Source organism: Microcoleus sp. B13-B6 (assembly GCF_036705405.1).
In the GTDB taxonomy this organism is placed as follows: Bacteria; Cyanobacteriota; Cyanobacteriia; order Cyanobacteriales; family Microcoleaceae; genus Microcoleus.
This window is the reverse complement of sequence record NZ_JAUBUJ010000059.1, coordinates 1-16139: the sequence shown is the minus strand read 5'-3', so window position 1 is coordinate 16139 and position 16139 is coordinate 1. Positions and strand designations below refer to the sequence as shown.

10 protein-coding genes and 1 pseudogene are annotated in these 16139 nt (G+C 43.7%); 5 read left to right on the top strand and 6 right to left on the bottom strand.

From position 1 onward, the window contains the following. Positions 1-46: 46 nt before the first annotated feature. The 4 genes from QUB35_RS23440 to QUB35_RS23425 form a co-directional block, all read right to left on the bottom strand. Positions 47-1432 carry a TIGR03279 family radical SAM protein gene (locus tag QUB35_RS23440; protein WP_333144096.1) on the bottom strand — a complete coding sequence of 462 codons (1386 nt, stop codon included), beginning with the start codon at positions 1430-1432 and terminating at the stop codon, positions 47-49. Between the two features lie 161 nt (positions 1433-1593). Continuing rightward, positions 1594-1923, bottom strand: a complete 330-nt coding sequence (locus QUB35_RS23435) for a hypothetical protein (protein ID WP_333144095.1) — start codon at positions 1921-1923, stop codon at positions 1594-1596. A 249-nt stretch (positions 1924-2172) separates the two neighbouring features. After that, positions 2173-2301 carry a hypothetical protein gene (locus QUB35_RS23430; RefSeq protein ID WP_333144094.1) on the bottom strand — a complete coding sequence of 43 codons (129 nt, stop codon included), beginning with the start codon at positions 2299-2301 and terminating at the stop codon, positions 2173-2175. A 187-nt stretch (positions 2302-2488) separates the two neighbouring features. Continuing rightward, a complete protein-coding gene (locus QUB35_RS23425; protein ID WP_333144093.1) occupies positions 2489-3391 on the bottom strand; it encodes an undecaprenyl-diphosphate phosphatase in 903 nt (300 codons plus the stop codon). Positions 3392-3713: 322 nt separating this feature from the next. Here QUB35_RS23425 and QUB35_RS23420 point away from each other — a divergent pair, with 322 nt between their 5' ends. Together QUB35_RS23420 and QUB35_RS23415 are read left to right on the top strand one after the other, a co-directional pair. Next, positions 3714-4325, top strand: a complete 612-nt coding sequence (locus QUB35_RS23420; RefSeq protein WP_333144092.1) for a thylakoid membrane photosystem I accumulation factor — start codon at positions 3714-3716, stop codon at positions 4323-4325. Between the two features lie 218 nt (positions 4326-4543). Beyond that, positions 4544-5605 carry a mannose-1-phosphate guanylyltransferase gene (locus QUB35_RS23415; RefSeq protein ID WP_333144091.1) on the top strand — a complete coding sequence of 354 codons (1062 nt, stop codon included), beginning with the start codon at positions 4544-4546 and terminating at the stop codon, positions 5603-5605. Between the two features lie 94 nt (positions 5606-5699). Here the strand turns inward: QUB35_RS23415 and QUB35_RS23410 are convergent, their stop codons facing one another. Together QUB35_RS23410 and QUB35_RS23405 are read right to left on the bottom strand one after the other, a co-directional pair. Further along, positions 5700-6509 carry a hypothetical protein gene (locus QUB35_RS23410; protein ID WP_333144090.1) on the bottom strand — a complete coding sequence of 270 codons (810 nt, stop codon included), beginning with the start codon at positions 6507-6509 and terminating at the stop codon, positions 5700-5702. Positions 6510-6603: 94 nt separating this feature from the next. Then, positions 6604-7188 carry a Uma2 family endonuclease gene (locus QUB35_RS23405; RefSeq protein ID WP_333144089.1) on the bottom strand — a complete coding sequence of 195 codons (585 nt, stop codon included), beginning with the start codon at positions 7186-7188 and terminating at the stop codon, positions 6604-6606. A 300-nt stretch (positions 7189-7488) separates the two neighbouring features. On the opposite strand from QUB35_RS23405, the gene QUB35_RS23400 reads away from it, so the two are divergent. The 3 genes and pseudogenes from QUB35_RS23400 to QUB35_RS23390 all read left to right on the top strand — a co-directional run. Further along, entirely contained in the window at positions 7489-9141 is a 1653-nt protein-coding gene (locus QUB35_RS23400; RefSeq protein ID WP_333144127.1) for an AarF/ABC1/UbiB kinase family protein, read from the top strand. A gap of 106 nt (positions 9142-9247) precedes the next feature. Next, complete coding sequence (locus QUB35_RS23395) at positions 9248-12562, top strand: helicase-related protein (protein ID WP_333144088.1); 3315 nt, start codon at positions 9248-9250, stop codon at positions 12560-12562. A gap of 674 nt (positions 12563-13236) precedes the next feature. Then, a pseudogene (locus QUB35_RS23390) lies at positions 13237-14091 on the top strand (sigma-70 family RNA polymerase sigma factor); the annotation flags it as partial. Positions 14092-16139: the final 2048 nt, after the last annotated feature.

Genomic DNA, 16139 nt, shown 5'->3' with positions numbered 1-16139 from the left:
CACAATTACCATACTCATCTTAACTTTTGAATGTTCGATTCAAAATTTAGAATTTAACTTCCGCAGTTGCCAGACCGATCGCCGCCGAGATTAGTTCCTCTACTCCGCTCACCGGCAAAATCCGGGTTTTCAGCGAGCTGGCGAGCTGTTCGAGGGTCATGTCGTCGAGAAAACGCGGTTCCCCCTGTTTTAGCATCACCGACGGCAGCAGGATACCATCTCCCAAGTCTCGCCCCTGCAAAGCTTCGAGCAAATCTTGCCCGGTGAGCAAACCCGTGACAGTGATAGTTTGTCCCCAGTAGTGGCTGCACAGTGCTGCCATGTTGACGGACAAGCCGGGAATTTGGTTTAGTTGTTGTACGATCGGCTCAAAAGCTTTTTCGACTGCATTCCCCACCACCCAAACTAACTTGCGATCGGGCTCGACTGGCATCGGTTGCAGCTTCTCAAAAGCTGTTTCAAACTGCTGGATAAACTGGCGGATAGAACCCACACCGTTACCAATTTGCGGATAATCTTCGTAATCAGCAGCCGACGGCAAATCTAAACCCGCGATTAAAAACCACTCGTCAGCCAGCCAAATACAGCGCGACTTTGAATTCTGCTTTTTAGCTTTTGGGCCGCCTTTTCCTTTACTCAAAAGCACTTGAATTTTCTGCACTTGCTCGATTACTTCTCGCGCTTTTTCCGCAGTTACTGCGATCAGTTCATCTTCGGCAGGACGAAAGCGAGTTAAACCCACCGGCACTACAGCCACCGATGCTACAGCGGGAATACTTCCAGTATGAAACTTTGCCAAATCTAACAAAGTGCGTTCTAAATGTTCGCCATCATTAATCCCAGGACAAACAACTACTTGAGAGTGAATTTGCAAGCGGCGTTCTTGAAACCATTTGATTTGTTCGAGAATCTTGCCAGCGCGGAGATTTTTTAGCAACCGAATTCGCACTTCCGGTTCCGTAGCGTGCACGGAAACATAGAGAGGAGAAAGCCGCATTTGTTCGATTCTGTCCCACTCTTTTTGAGACAAATTTGTGAGAGTGAGATAGCTACCATACAGAAAGCTGAGGCGGTAGTCATCATCTTTGAGATAGAGAGTTTCCCGCTTTCCCGGTGGTTGTTGGTCTATAAAGCAAAAAGGACAGCGATTGTTGCACTGAATTAGTCCGTCAAAAAGAGCTGTTTCAAATTCCACTCCCAAGTCTTCATCATACTCTTTTTCTATTTCTAATTTGTGAGTTTTGCCTTTAGTGTCTAATACTTCTAATTCGAGAAATTCATCGGCGCACAGGAATTGATAGTCAATCAAGTCGCGGGGTTTTTGACCGTTGACGGCGACGATTGAGTCTCCTGGTTCAAATCCCATTTCGGCGCAGATGCTGTCGGGGATAACTTTGGTGATTAGGGCGGGCCGGATTGATAAGTCGCTCATGGTTATTAGTTATTTGTTATTTGTTATTTGTTAGCGGAGAATGTTTACAGTTTAACTTGTCTAGGCTGACAGAAGCGATCGGGCGATCGCTTCTGCCAGTCTAGGCGAGTGAATTGTCTTTAAGAGAATTGACTTGTCGGGTTGCTAAATATACAGCATTATTATATTTTTTCCATAAACAGTCCTGCAATCCGCACCTCAAAAGTTATTCCAGGTAGCTGAGGCTGCCATCCAAGTTGCACTGCTTGCCGTATCCATTGTGTTGCATCACAGGGTGTTACTGGTTTCACTTCGTTAGCGGGACTTAAACCTTGAGGATGAGGTCGATCGGTGATGATAACTAACACCGAACCCGGTTTTTGGGCGTGTTCGATCGCAACATGAAGATTTCCGCAGTATTCTTGCGTATAAGTAGCTTGTCTTCGGATTAGCCAGATGAAAGGCTCCCCATCAACAATTATTTTTCTGGTTCCTTTTTTCGGTATGGACATAGTTTGCTAAGGTCGATCGCCTTTAGAATCAGGATAATTTCTGGGTTGTGAATTTAGCTTGGCTGTGAGAGGATGTATCAAAAATATGTATTTATGAAACTCAAAATTTTGACTGGTTCCTGACAGGCTTAGTTGTTTCTGCCAGCACAACACCGCTCTTTTGTCAACCCAGCAGTGCGGGAAATAATCGCTTTTTTTGCGATACTCTTCCATATATTAGCACTGGGATTCTGAACGGAAAACCTGTTTTCAATCTGATACTATTGTTCCCAGAATTCCGGGAGCGATAAAGAAGGACATCGCTACACCAATACTAGCAGCAGTAACCAGCCTAATTAGCGCTAATTGTGCATTTTGTCGCTCGCTATCTTCGAGCATTCTACATCCTTCACGGCGACGCTCACTTTGAGTTAAAAGCTAACAGCTTGTCAGCTCTTAATAAGCTTTTTATGAACGGGTTCTTCGGCCCGTTCCACAAGAAAATTTACTCTTTGTGGAACAGGCATCTTGCCTGTTCTTGTTTTGGTGGAACAGGCATCTTGCCTGTCCTTGTAATTATAACAACCTACGCATTTTTCACTGCCCCACCTGCGATCGCCGTTAAAATCGCCACACCAAAAGCCAGCCGATACCACACAAACACCCAGGTATTTTGAGTTTGCAGGAACTTGAGCAGCCACGCGATCGACAAATAAGAAAACACAAAGGCCGAAATCGTTCCCACTATCAAAGCTGCAACTCCAGCATCGCTGATTCCTTCTCCCAAAGAACCCTTCAATTCCACTAATCCAGCCAGAGTAATTGCCGGAATTCCCAATAAAAAAGAAAACCGCGCGGCCGCGGGTCTTTCTAATCCTATAAACAATCCTGCTGTTAGGGTAGAACCCGATCGCGAACACCCCGGAATCAAGGCTATTGCTTGAGCTAATCCCATAAAAATACCGTCTTGAACAGTTAACTTTTCATAAGTACGATTGCGCTTGCCAATTTTTTCTGCTATTGCTAACAGTAGCGACATGACTATCGAAGCAATAGCGATGCTGGCCAAACTCCTGAGTGGCGAGTTGTCAAAATCTGGAATCAATGCCTTGATTAGCAGCCCAAAAAAGACTATAGGTATTGTTCCCAAAACCAGTGCCACCGCCATTTGAAACTCATGGGATTTGTAGTTGCGTCGCACCACGGCTTCTAATGCACCAACAGTTATATTTGTCAAGTCTTTCCAGAAATACCAAAGCACTGCGACAATACTGCCCAACTGAATAACAGCAGTATAAGCAACCCCGGGGTCGCCCCATCCCAGGGCGATCGGCACTACCTTTAAATGAGCGCTGCTGCTAATGGGCAAAAACTCTGTTAATCCTTGTACAATTCCTAAAACAAGGGCCTGCACCAGATTGATTTGAGCCGGCCCGGAAACATCAGCAGCCGGCGTTTGGGCGAGGAGTGCGTCAAGCAAAGCTATCATTAGTTGTAAATTCCCAGTTGTCAGTTTCTAGTAATCAGTTGAATTTAATATCTTGCACCCTTCTGGGAAGCTAGAAGCCCACCCCACCACAAATAAATTTTATTGTGGCGCGGACTGTTCCAGTCCGCCCCTGAAAAGCCGATCGCAAATAGTGATCTTCGGTCTGTAGAATCGCCTTGTCGATCGCCACTATCAGCAATTTATGATCATCGAGTCGAAACTACTTTAACCTACTCAACAACATTTGCCTACATTTTGCTGATAAACTTAGGAAAGTTTTTGCATCTGATTTCGCTTTCCTTACAGCAACTGCCAATAACCTATGATATTTCCTGAAAACAAAAATTCAATTGTTACTGCTGCTTCTGGCATCCGCTGGCTGAGGCGAATGTTGTCAGCGAGTCTTGTAACAGTGGCGATCGCACTTAGCTTGATACTGCTAACCGGCACCCCACCAGCCTTCGCCACTCTCACAGACGATCGCTATGACGGTACAATCTTTGCCCTCTACGCCGGCAACGGTTCCCTAGTTCCTCCTAAAGTCAAACTCACAGATTCTTTCAAACGCAATAAACCCGTATTGTTAGTGTTTTACACTGACGACAGCAGCGACTCCAAGCAATACGCGATCGTCGTCTCTCAACTCCAGGAATTTTACGGGCGCGAAGCCGACTTTATGCCCATAACAATTGACTCTTTGCCTCCGCAACCGTCACCCGAAATCACCGAACCAAGCCATTATTACGAAGGTTTCGTACCTCAAACTGTCATCCTAGACCAATCGGGAAAAGTAGTTTTTAATGAAAAAGGACAAATACCATTTGAACAGGTAGATGATGCTTTTCGGAAAGTCTTTGACTTGCTGCCCAGAGAAAAATCAATCCCGCTCAAACGCCGTGTCGTGAACGAACTTAACGTCGAATTGTCGAAGTAATAGGTAATGGTAATTGCTAGTCGCTATAGCAATTTTCAAGGATTCCTTAACGAGAGTTTTTTTGTTCTATATTGGGTAAGGTACGCAATGCGCGCCCTACATTTAGGGTGATACACTCAACAGTCAACAGTCAATCATCATTCTGCCTAAGTAATTCTTTACAAACACCATATCGGGTCTCAGGGCAAAATGGACGTGAACTATTTAAACTTTAAACGATGAGTAGAACCTTAATTCCTGTGATTCTGGCCGGTGGTAAAGGCGAACGTTTTTGGCCGCTGAGCCGCAAGCAGCGGCCCAAGCAGTTTTTGAGTCTCGACGGTAGCGGCAAGAGTTTGCTGCAGGCTACTGCGGAAAGACTTTTGGAATTAGGTAACGGCTGGGACGATTTGTGGGTGGTAACGTCGGAAATGTTGGCTGCGGGAGTCCGCGAACAGTTGCCGCTGTTACCGCCGGAGAATTTGCTGGCGGAACCGGAGGGCCGGGATACTGCGCCGGCGGTGGCCTGGACTGCTATAGAAACTGCGAAGCGTTACGGTGAGGATGCGGTTGTTGGTTTTTTCCCGGCGGATCACTGGATTGGGGAACCACAGGAGTTTATCAAGACTTTGGAGGCGGCGGCGGAGTTGGCGAAAAATCAGGATGCGATCGCCACTTTGGGAGTAAAGCCGAGTTATGCTTCCACTGGTTACGGTTACATCGAACAAGGTGAGGAAATTGGCAGTTTTGGGGGTTTTCCGGCCTATCGGGTGGCGAGGTTTACCGAAAAGCCCGATCGCACAACTGCGGAAGAATTTGTAGCCAGCGGCAAGTTTAGTTGGAACGGGGGAATTTTTGTATTTCGAGTCGGAACTGTCTTGACAGAATTGCGAAATCATGTACCGGAAATGATGGCAGCTTTGGAAGCAAAAGGCGCGCAGGCTTACTCGGAATTACCCAAAATTAGCATCGATTACGCGCTGATGGAGAAGACGCAAAAAGCTTGTGTTCTGCCCGTAGGCTTTAGCTGGGACGATTTGGGAGATTGGAATGCGATCGGCCGTTTGCTGCAAGGAGACAAGCCGAATGTGGAGTTAGCAAAACACGTCGGAATTGATACGAAAGGTGGCATTTTTTATGCCGCCGATGAGAATGAGGTGATTGTCACCATTGGTTTAGAAGATGTCGTAGTTGTCAGAGATGGCAATGTGACTTTGATTGTGAAAAAGGACAGGACGCAGGAGATTAAACAGGTAATTAAGGTTTTGGGAGAAGATGAGAAGTTGAAAGATTTATTGTGATGTAAGTACGCCACAGATTGGGCAGGCGAATACAAAGGATTAATTACTCTTTATCCAGACTTTCGTTTCTTAATCTGTGTCGTACTTTACTATTCTACTTTTGTTGTTCGCACTTCCACTGAAGCCATTGTTTTACCAGATTCCTAATTAAAGCCTCTGCTTCTGATTCTGACATAGGTTCTTTTGGTGGATCGTTCTGATCGACACCGTGCCGTGCATCATCACCAATTGCGCTTTGACTATTAGCAGTATGCTTGAATTGCCTAATCTTATCTTTAGTTATCCACTGTTCAATCCTATCTATCTTATTTTTTTTTCCAGCATCTTTCTTGACAATTTCATAAACTTTGTAAAGATTAATCCAGTTACGATCAAACTCCCTAAATAGTCTAAAAACATTTTCAACTATCTCGTCTTCTTCTGCCAGCTTCCTCCAGGAGTCAAACCCTAAAATAGGGATTCTATCTTGACCGCCTTCTAGTTTGATATAAACACGAGTTAGAGGATCTCTGACTAAAAGCTCAACTCGGTTATGACGCTTACCTTCTTCGTCAACTTCGCGGATGTTATCAGGCTTAAAAAGTGGAAACTCTGTAAAATGAATCCTTGCAACAGCAGTTATATATTGAAGAAGTTTAGTAGCTTCACAAAGTACATCATACGTATTTGTTAGTGATTCCCAGTGCGAAGAAGTTAGGTAATATTTACTAATCTCTTCTTGGATTAAGCTAAATTCATCTGATGAAGCCAGTAAGGAAGAAGTTAGGTAATCTTCTTTACTATTCTCTATGATTAAGCTAAATTCATCTGATGAAGCCAGCAAGTTCGACAAATTGTCAAGATTCGACTTTGTAACGCTAAAAATCTTAAATGGTTTGTTAACGGGTTTGTACATATATTCCATTAGAAAAACCTCCTAATCGTATCAGGAATAGTAAATATTACATCAACTGCACTCATATTTGTGACCCATGACTAAACAAATCAATTTACTTTACTTACATAATTTCTGCTAAATCCAACACAAAACCAGGTAGTACATCTTCCCCTGATAGAGTGCGAGGATTTTGGATAATTTCAACATCTTGACCGGGGCGATAAATTTCAACACGCTGATTTTGCCTGTCAATTAACCAACCCAATTTAGCACCGTTATCTATATATTCTTGCATTTTCTCTTGAAGTTTCTTCAAGGAATCAGTCCGAGAACGCAACTCAACAACAAAATCAGGACACAAAGGAGCAAAACTGTCTTTTTGCTCCGGTGTTAAAGCATCCCAGCGTTCTTTTTTGACCCAAGAGGCATCAGGAGAGCGATCGGCACCATTGGGGAGTGTAAAGCCTCCCGAAGAGTCGAAAACTACTCCCAGTTTAGTTTCACGGTTCCAGACTCGGAGTTGAGATGTTAAATCGGCATTACGCCTGCTAGTTTCACTGCCTGTCGGTGGCATAATAATTAATTCCCCTGATGCTGTACGTTCAAATTGATAATCGCGGTTGTGCTGACAAAGCTGAAAAAATTGCTCGTCAGTTAAGTTGATGGATAATTCGATCGAGTTGGCAGGAAATGGGATGGCAATCATGTCTCTTATACGATATTAAAAACATTGAGAATCTGGTTTTTAATAACTTACTCATTCAATTCTTTGACACATCTTTTCAAGTTAATAAATTTAATTATAAAAATATCATGTCTGCTTTAACTGTATATTACCATGAGGATTAATGCCACGGCCAAAAACCGATCGCCCCCCGCACCCCAAAATTCTCACGCGCATTCCCACCCTTTCGCCCAAGTTATTCCCCAAGACACTGGTCAGCCCGGTCAACAGCGCTATCCTAGTAGTTATATAGCCCTTAAACCCGATCGACCCGGAGGCCCCTTGTTTAGCCTAGTTCAAAACAATTCTCGCAAAGGAGAAATTCTAGAGGTCGTCTTCCGCAACGGTTGGGACTACATGAAAAGCCTCCTAACCGGCCGCAAAACCGACGCACCCAGTCTCCCAACTCCAGCAGTTCTCCGCAACATCCTCGTCCAATTAGGCCCAGTTTTTGTCAAATTAGGACAATTGCTGAGCACCCGTCCTGACCTTTTGCCGGCCAGCTATATCGAAACTCTCTCCACGCTACAAGCGGAAGTGCCGCCCGTACCGTGGTCGCAAGTAGAAGCAATCGTCCGCCAGGAACTCACACAATCTCTCGAAAATACCTTCGCCAAATTTAACACCGAAGCCATCGCTGCAGGTTCGATCGCCCAAACCCACAAAGCTACTTTAAAAGACGGCCGCGAAGTCGCCCTCAAAGTTCAGCGCCCCGGTATTGATATTGTCATCGAACAAGACATCGCCGTACTGCGAGGTTTGGCAGAACTTGTCATGCTCACAGACTTCGGTCAACAATACGATATTGTCGCCCTAGCTGAAGAATTTGCGATCGCCCTGCGTGCAGAACTAGACTTCATTCAAGAAGCCAGCTACACAGACGAACTGCGCCGCAATTTATCTAAAAGTAAATGGTTTGACCCCACACAAGTTGTCTTACCAGAAATTAACTGGGAGTTGACTACAAAAAAACTCTTAGTAATGGAGTGGCTGAACGGAGTCCCAATTTTGCTAGGCGACTTGCAAGGAATTCGCCACAAAGGAGATATAAATGCCGAACGCGAAGAAATTACAACGCTGCTTTGCCGCGTTTTCTTCCAGCAGTTATATATCGACGGATTCTTTCACGCAGACCCGCATCCCGGCAATTTATTTTATCTCAAAGATGGCCGCATAGCCCTGCTAGACTGCGGCATGGTCGGCAGATTAGACCCGCGCACTCAGCAGAATTTGACAGAAATGTTGCTGGCAATTGTCGATTTAGACGCTCAGCGCTGCGCTCAATTAACTTTGGAAATGGCAGAATTTGCTCAGCCGACAAGTTTAGTTAATCTAGAGAACGATTTGGCTCGAATGCTACGCAAGTATTACAATGTCAGCTTGTCGCAAATGAACTTGTCGGAAATATTTTATGAGGTGCTGGAAATCACCCGCAAAAATAAAATTCGGCTTCCCAGCAATCTCGGTTTGTATGCAAAAACTCTAGCTAATTTGGAAGGACTAGCCCGCTCTTTTAATCCCAGGTTTAATATTGTAGAGCAGGTGAAACCGCTGATGACCGATATGTTTCGGCGTCAGTTATTCGGAGATGACCCGATACAAGCTTTGTTGAGAACTGCCCTGGATCTGAAAAGCTTGTCTTTGCAATCCCCGCGACAGGTGGAAGTGCTTTTAGACCGGGTTACTTCAGAAACTTTGAAGTGGAACTTGACACTAAAAGAACTCGATCCGCTGCGTCGCACTCTGGGGGATTCTGCGAACCGACTTTCTTTTAGTATTGTCGTGGGTTCGCTGATTGTGGGGGCGGCAATTATTTCTTCTAACGCACAAACTTCTCAGCTATCTTTTCTGAGCACTGGTTTGTTTGGGGCGGCGAGTTTTTTGGGTTTTTGGTTAATTATTAGCATTCTCAGGTCAGGGCGTTTGCGGAGTTGATTGTACAATATCGGTATGTGTTGTGGAACATGCCGGAAAGCCTGTTCTTGAGAATTGTGGAAGATGTAGAATATAGCCTAGTGCAACAACCGCATAAAGGTAGGCTATGTCACAGCATGATTCTTCTCTCCCAAAGTCGGCAATTAGAGACAACCGCCGCCGGGGTACTGTGGGCGATTTTTTGAAAGCCAAGGTTGAGGAAAACTCAACCTTGTCAATTGTTTCTGCTTACTTTACAATTTATGCTTTTGATGGTTTGAAGCAACAACTTCTAGGTATTAAAAGCTTGAAATTTCTCTTTGGCGAACCGCGCTTCATCAAGTCACTTGACCCCAGTAAAACTGATAAAAAGGCTTTCCAAATTGAGGATGAGGGCTTGCAGCTACAGAATCGGTTGCAGCAAAAGCGGGTTGCAAAAGAATGTGCAGAATGGATTGAGAAAAAAGTACAGATACGGTCGGTAAAGCAATCTAATTTACTGCACGGCAAAATGTATCACATTGCTCATAACGGAAGTGAAAATGCTATTACGGGCAGTTCTAATTTTACCGTGCGGGGACTGGGATTAGGTAGGAAAAACAACAATATTGAACTCAATTTAGAAGTAGATAGCAAACGGGATACCCGCGACCTGAAAGCCTGGTTTGATGAACTCTGGAATGATGCCGAACTAATCGAAGATGTCAAACAAGATGTGCTGCTGTACCTAGAGCAACTTTACCAGAACAATTCTCCTGAGTTTATCTACTACAAAACTCTGTTTCATATCTTCGAGACTTTCCTCGATGACCTAGAAAAAAACGATATTCTCAGCGAACAGTTACACTTTTTTAATACAGAAATTTGGAAATCTCTATTTGAATTTCAGAAAGACGGAGTTAAGGCTGCTATCAATAAAATCGGACGATATAACGGGTGTATTATTGCTGACAGCGTTGGTTTAGGTAAAACATTTGAAGCTCTAGCGGTGATCAAATATTTTGAACTTCGCAATAAAGGAACAGTTTTGGTTCTTTGTCCCAAAAAACTCCGCGAGAATTGGACGGTATATCTAGCACAGAACAATAGCGAACTGAATCCTTTTCTTAAAGACGGCTTTAACTATGCAGTCCTGTCTCACACCGACTTGAGCCGGGATTCCGGTTACTCTGGGGATCTTAATTTAGAAAAGATTAATTGGGGCAACTATGACTTGGTAGTTATTGACGAATCCCACAATTTCCGCAACAACATCAAGAGTAAACGGGACGAATTTGGCAATCTAATTAGAAAAAGCCGTTACGAAAGGCTGATGGATGACATTATCAAGAGCGGTGTCAAAACTAAGGTGCTACTCTTATCAGCAACTCCGGTTAACAATGATTTAAAGGATTTGCGGAATCAACTTTATTTTATCACAGAAGGTCGCGATGCTGCGTTTAGCGAATCGCTGGGAATTGCCAGTCTGCGCGCTACACTAGCTGATGCTCAGGGGAAATTTACCAAGTGGGCCAAGAAAAGTAGGGATCGCAAAACTAGCGAACTGCTGGAAGAACTAAGTTCTGCTTTTTTCAAACTGCTTGACGAATTGACGATCGCACGATCGCGCAAGCACATTCAAAAATACTATAAAGATGCGATCGCCCAATTAGGCGGCTTTCCAGAACGGCTCAAACCCATTTCGGTATTTCCTGAGATTGACCTAAAGGGTGAGTTCCTGTCCTACGAACAGCTTAACAGCGAAATTTCTAAATATCAACTCTCGCTATTCAACCCTTCAAAATATGTCCTGCCGCCATACCGTTCGGTGTATGAAAATAAAGGAGTGCGAAATTTCAAACAGAGCGATCGCGAACGCTGTTTGATCGGCATGATGAAAGTCAATTTTCTTAAACGCTTAGAAAGCTCCATCCGTTCCTTTGCGCTGACAATGGAGCGCACGATTAAAAAAACTGGAGATCTAGAGACAAAAATTAAAAATTTTCAGCAATTGCAGCAATCTCGCGACGCTAACCAGACAGTAACTTTCAGCGATTGGATGATTGAAGACTTGGACGATGAAGAGTTGCAAGATGCCATGCAAGTAGGTCAGAAGCTGATATTTCAAATGGCGCACCTCGATGTCGAAACCTGGTTAAAAGACCTGAAACGCGACAAGGAACAGCTTAAAAAAATTTACAATTCTGCCCAAAGCATTTCTGTGGAACGCGATGCCAAGCTGGCTGAGTTAAAAGCACTGATCGCCGAGAAAGTCAAGCATCCTACGACTAACAAGCATGGCAAACCAAATCGCAAGGTTTTAGTCTTTACTGCCTTTGCAGATACGGCAGTCTATCTCTACGAAGGATTGCGGGAATGGGCAAGATTAGAATTGAAAATTAACTTAGCTTTGGTGACTGGGGGATCGGCGGCAAATAAGACTACCTTTGGCAAAAACGAGTTCAATCACATCCTGACAAATTTTTCGCCTTTCGCCAAGAAACGCGCCCAAATTCCATCTATGCAGCAAGACGGCGAGATTGATTTATTAATTGCCACTGATTGTATTTCGGAAGGGCAAAATTTACAAGATTGTGATTATCTGATTAACTACGACATACACTGGAACCCAGTCAGAATTATCCAGCGGTTCGGTAGGTGCGATCGCATTGGCAGCCCCAACCACACGGTACAATTAATTAATTTTTGGCCGACAGAGGACTTGGATCAATACATCAATCTGAAAAATCGAGTAGAAGCACGGATGGCTTTAGCGGACATGGCTGGTACATTTGAAGATAACCTGCTGGAGGCAAAGGAGATTCAAGAACTGATTGAGAGTGATTTGAAATACCGCGACAAGCAGTTGCTGCGATTGAAAGACGAGGTGCTGGATCTCGAAGATTTCACCGAGACTGTAGCCCTAACGGAATTCACTCTCGATGATTTCCGAATGGAACTAGCCAAATACATTGAGAGCAACCGCAAACTACTCCAAGATGCCCCTTTAGGACTCTATGCCGTAGTTCCAACTAACTCGGAGTACCCGATAATTGCTCCCGGCGTAATTTTTTGCCTCAAACAAAAAGGCGATTGTCTTGATAATAAAACCGTCAACCCGCTGCAACCATACTTTTTAGTTTACGTTCGAGAAAATAAGGAAGTGCGATTAACTTTTGCTCAACCCAAACAAATACTTGAAATATATCAGTTGCTCTGCGCGGGGTGTACTGTTCCCTATGAAGAGTTGTGCAACTTGTTCGATAGACAAACTAATAACGGATTTGATATGAGTTTGTATAACGATTTGCTTAAGCGCGCGGTTGATTCAATTGCAGGTATTTACAACAAGCGGCTCATCGGCCACCTGCTGTCTAGCCGCAGTGCTGTGTTGGTTGAGCAAGCGCATCAGGTTAAAGCAACAACTGATTTTGAACTGATTACCTGGCTGGTGATTAAATGAGCGTCAGCGAACAACAAGCCAAAGCATCTATTAATGAAGCTTTAAGTAGTTTTGTCAAGGGAAAACTTGCCGATAACGCTAGAAATTTGTTTTTAGCTCTTGGCTACCGCAGTGATAAAACTCTTCCCTTTTATCCTAAGAGTTCGGATAATTTTATTGCCAAATTTGATAGTGATAAAAAGCTAAATCACCAAAAAGCTCTGTTAAATGAATGGCTAACTGTTGATTTTTTATTTCAGCTCACTTGGGATGAAATTGCGGGTGATGACCAGCTAAAATTATCCTTGGAGACAAGAGCTAAGGGAGAAAATACGTTTTTCATTTCTTCCTACTTGTTTTTCGCAATAAAATTGCAGCGTAGCACCTACACTAGCGAACAGCTTGACGGCATTGTCCGCGAGATTAATAAACTCTTTCTCAAGCCCGCGATAATTCTATTCCAGCATGGACAAACTCTGACTTTATCCATTATCAACCGCCGCCCCGACAAAGGCAATGAATCTAAAGATGTATTAGGAAAAGTCAAACATATTAAAGATATCCCATTCGACAGTCCTACAAACTCCCATTTAAAAAATCTCTTCGCTCTTTCCTTGGCAGAGTTGCATAAAAATCACGGATTTAGCAACTTTGACGAATTTCATGAAGCTTGGCATAAAACTCTTCCTGACAGCATCAAATTTAAAGAAGACCGTATACCGCCAGATTCGCTTCGCGTTTATCTGCAAGAGATCGGTCGAATTCCCATGCTCAAAGCTGACGAAGAGATTGAATTAGCTCGAAAATTTTCTGAGTTAGAATTAGAGGCCAGCCCAAAAGCGAAAGACAAAATGGTAGAGTCTAACTTGCGGCTGGTAGTCTCAATCGCTAAAAAATATCAAAATCGAGGGCTGGATTTATTAGACTTGATTCAGGAGGGAAATCTCGGTTTAATCAAGGCTGTAGAAAAGTTTGATTGCACGATGGGAACCAGGTTTTCCACCTACGCATATTGGTGGATTCGTCAGGCAATTACGCGGGCTATTGTCGATCAATCGCGGACTATCCGCCTACCAGTTCACGTTTATGAAACTATCTCGAAGATCAAGAAAACTACCAAACAGCTTTCTCAAGAAATCGGCCACAAGCCTACGGAAGAAGAAATCGCGACTAAAATGGAGATAACAATTGCCAAATTGCGCTTTGTTGTTCAATCGGCTAAATCTATCATTTCCTTAGATACTAAAATGGGTGATGATGAAGACTATACATTGGGAGAGTTGATTAAATTCGATGGAGAAACACCAGAAGAAAAAGTATATAAAAATTTGTTTGCCGAAGATTTAGAAAGCGTTTTAGATACTCTGGGTCCTAGACAACGTGACGTTATTCGGATGCGATTCGGATTGGATGATGGCCGCGAGAAAAGTCTACAGGAAATCGGTAATATATTTGATGTTACCCGCGAACGGATTCGGCAAATTGAGGCTAAGGCTTTACTAAGATTGCGCCATCCCAACCGCAACAGTATTTTAAAAGAATGTATTCGCCCTACAGGGATTGACCAAACTCAGACAAAAAGACCGATCGCCCAACCGATGCAGCCCAGACAGTTCAATATCTCAGAAAACTTGTCTCGCAGCCGCGACACTTTCTTACAGGAGCCTGTTCGTGATAAAATAGTTGATACAGCTAATATGACAGAACCATTAATTCCTTTTAACAACTTCATAGAAGAATCAAATATAGAAGAAACTATATTGGAGGAGACTTACTTGTCGAGAACCGATGGAAGTCAAAACAATCTGAATTATGCAAATTTGAATGAGCATAATTTCCACATTGCCGAACTGAGAGAAAATAACTTGAATGGAGCGATTAAACCGATGAAACACAATTCAGCAGACTTACTCAAACAACTCACCGCACTAGAAGATGTTTTTTCCCAACTAGAGAAACGGCTGTCAGAGGCGAGTCGAAAATTGCTAAACCCTGGTATACCTATATCTAAAGAGCTGATTCAAGAACTTGATGAGTCCCATAAAAAGTTTATTCAGCTTCGCGATAATGTGCTAGAATTGGCTGAATATTTTGCAGTATCGACAACGCTGAAAGTTGAAGAAATTGATTCTTTAGCAGATATCAAGTCTGTACTTGAGCGTGTGGATTTGGCCGAGAAGCAAAAAAGTGCGATCGCTCTTGTCCGCGACTCTGCTTTGAGGGTTCTGGAACGAGTTTTAGCGATCGCCCATCGAGTAGAGAGCAATTTTCAGTCATTGCTGGAATGTCAGAAAACAGCCCGCGAACTTCAACGCGCCATCTCCGAATCCCAGGAGTCTGACTTGCATCCCTACACCCAACTCTTGGCTGACGGTAATCATCCATTCTGCCAACTGCTAACACTAATTGCAGAATGGGAAGCAGCAGATGACGAGCATTTAGCTTCTTTACAGGATGCCGTAGCAAAATCATTTGAAAGAACTCTGGCGATGGCAGCAGTCAGAGGTAAACTGATTATTCAGTCGGAAACAATACCAGATTTGCCTGCGGTTTCTACTAACAATAACTTAGACGAAACTTCCTTAGTTTATGAGCCGGAATCTGAAACTGTTCCTGTTGTCGAACAACCACCATTAGCAGAGTTGAACTCGGTATTGACAGAGGAGGCGATCGCGCAGCAAACCGCTGAAAATATCCCTAATTTTCCACCCATAGAACTGCCACCCACAATTCAGATAAATCAGCAAAATTCGGAAAATAAGCAAGGAAAAGAAGTTGACAAGCCGGGAAATAAAAAAAGAGAAGAAAAACAGTCTCTCTACAGCTTCTCGCCCAATGATACCGCTCAACAAATCGCTCAATCCATCTTGGACGACCCCGATCGAGAACGTCCAGCAGTTTTGCGCGACTTAGTTTGGCGGCTGATTCTTGAAGAAAAACTCAGCCTTGCGTTTCATTTAGCTCGCTGCTTTGAAAAACAATACTCCAACTTTGAACCGCACCTGCCACCGCATTTAATTAGAGCAGTATTGCTAGGACAAAACCTGCGCGATGATGTAGGATATGGAAAACTTGCAAATCTGCTTAAAGATGACTTCACCAGTTACACCGCCAGCTATTCATTACCCGAAAAAAGTGAATGGAATCAAGCCGTAAGCTTGCTCTTAGCCGCAGCAGCAATGCGACCGTCTTTACTAGCCCCAAATACCGGTGCTTCGCACCTTTTCCAGGAGCTTCAATTCGGTAAAGCTGGACTCGACAAACTGTACGATTATTGCCAAATTATCGCCAGACACGGCGATCGGCAGCGGGCCCTAGATACAAAAGCCATCAAGAAAGCAAAAACTCTGGCAGCCTTGCAAAAAGATTTAGACGATTTGTATATGAAAATCGAGGATTGGTGGTCTCAAGCGCCACAACAAGATTTGATTTACGGTCATGCAAAGAAAGTTTGGGTCGAGTGGTTGAATCCCGGTGAACTTTTTTACACTCTGTGGCTTCCCATCAAGCAAAAAGATTTGGTAAGGATTCAGGTCTGAAATTCGGGAATGAGGTCAGGCATAGGAAAGTAGTCACAAGAATGGGCAGAAAGAGCCTC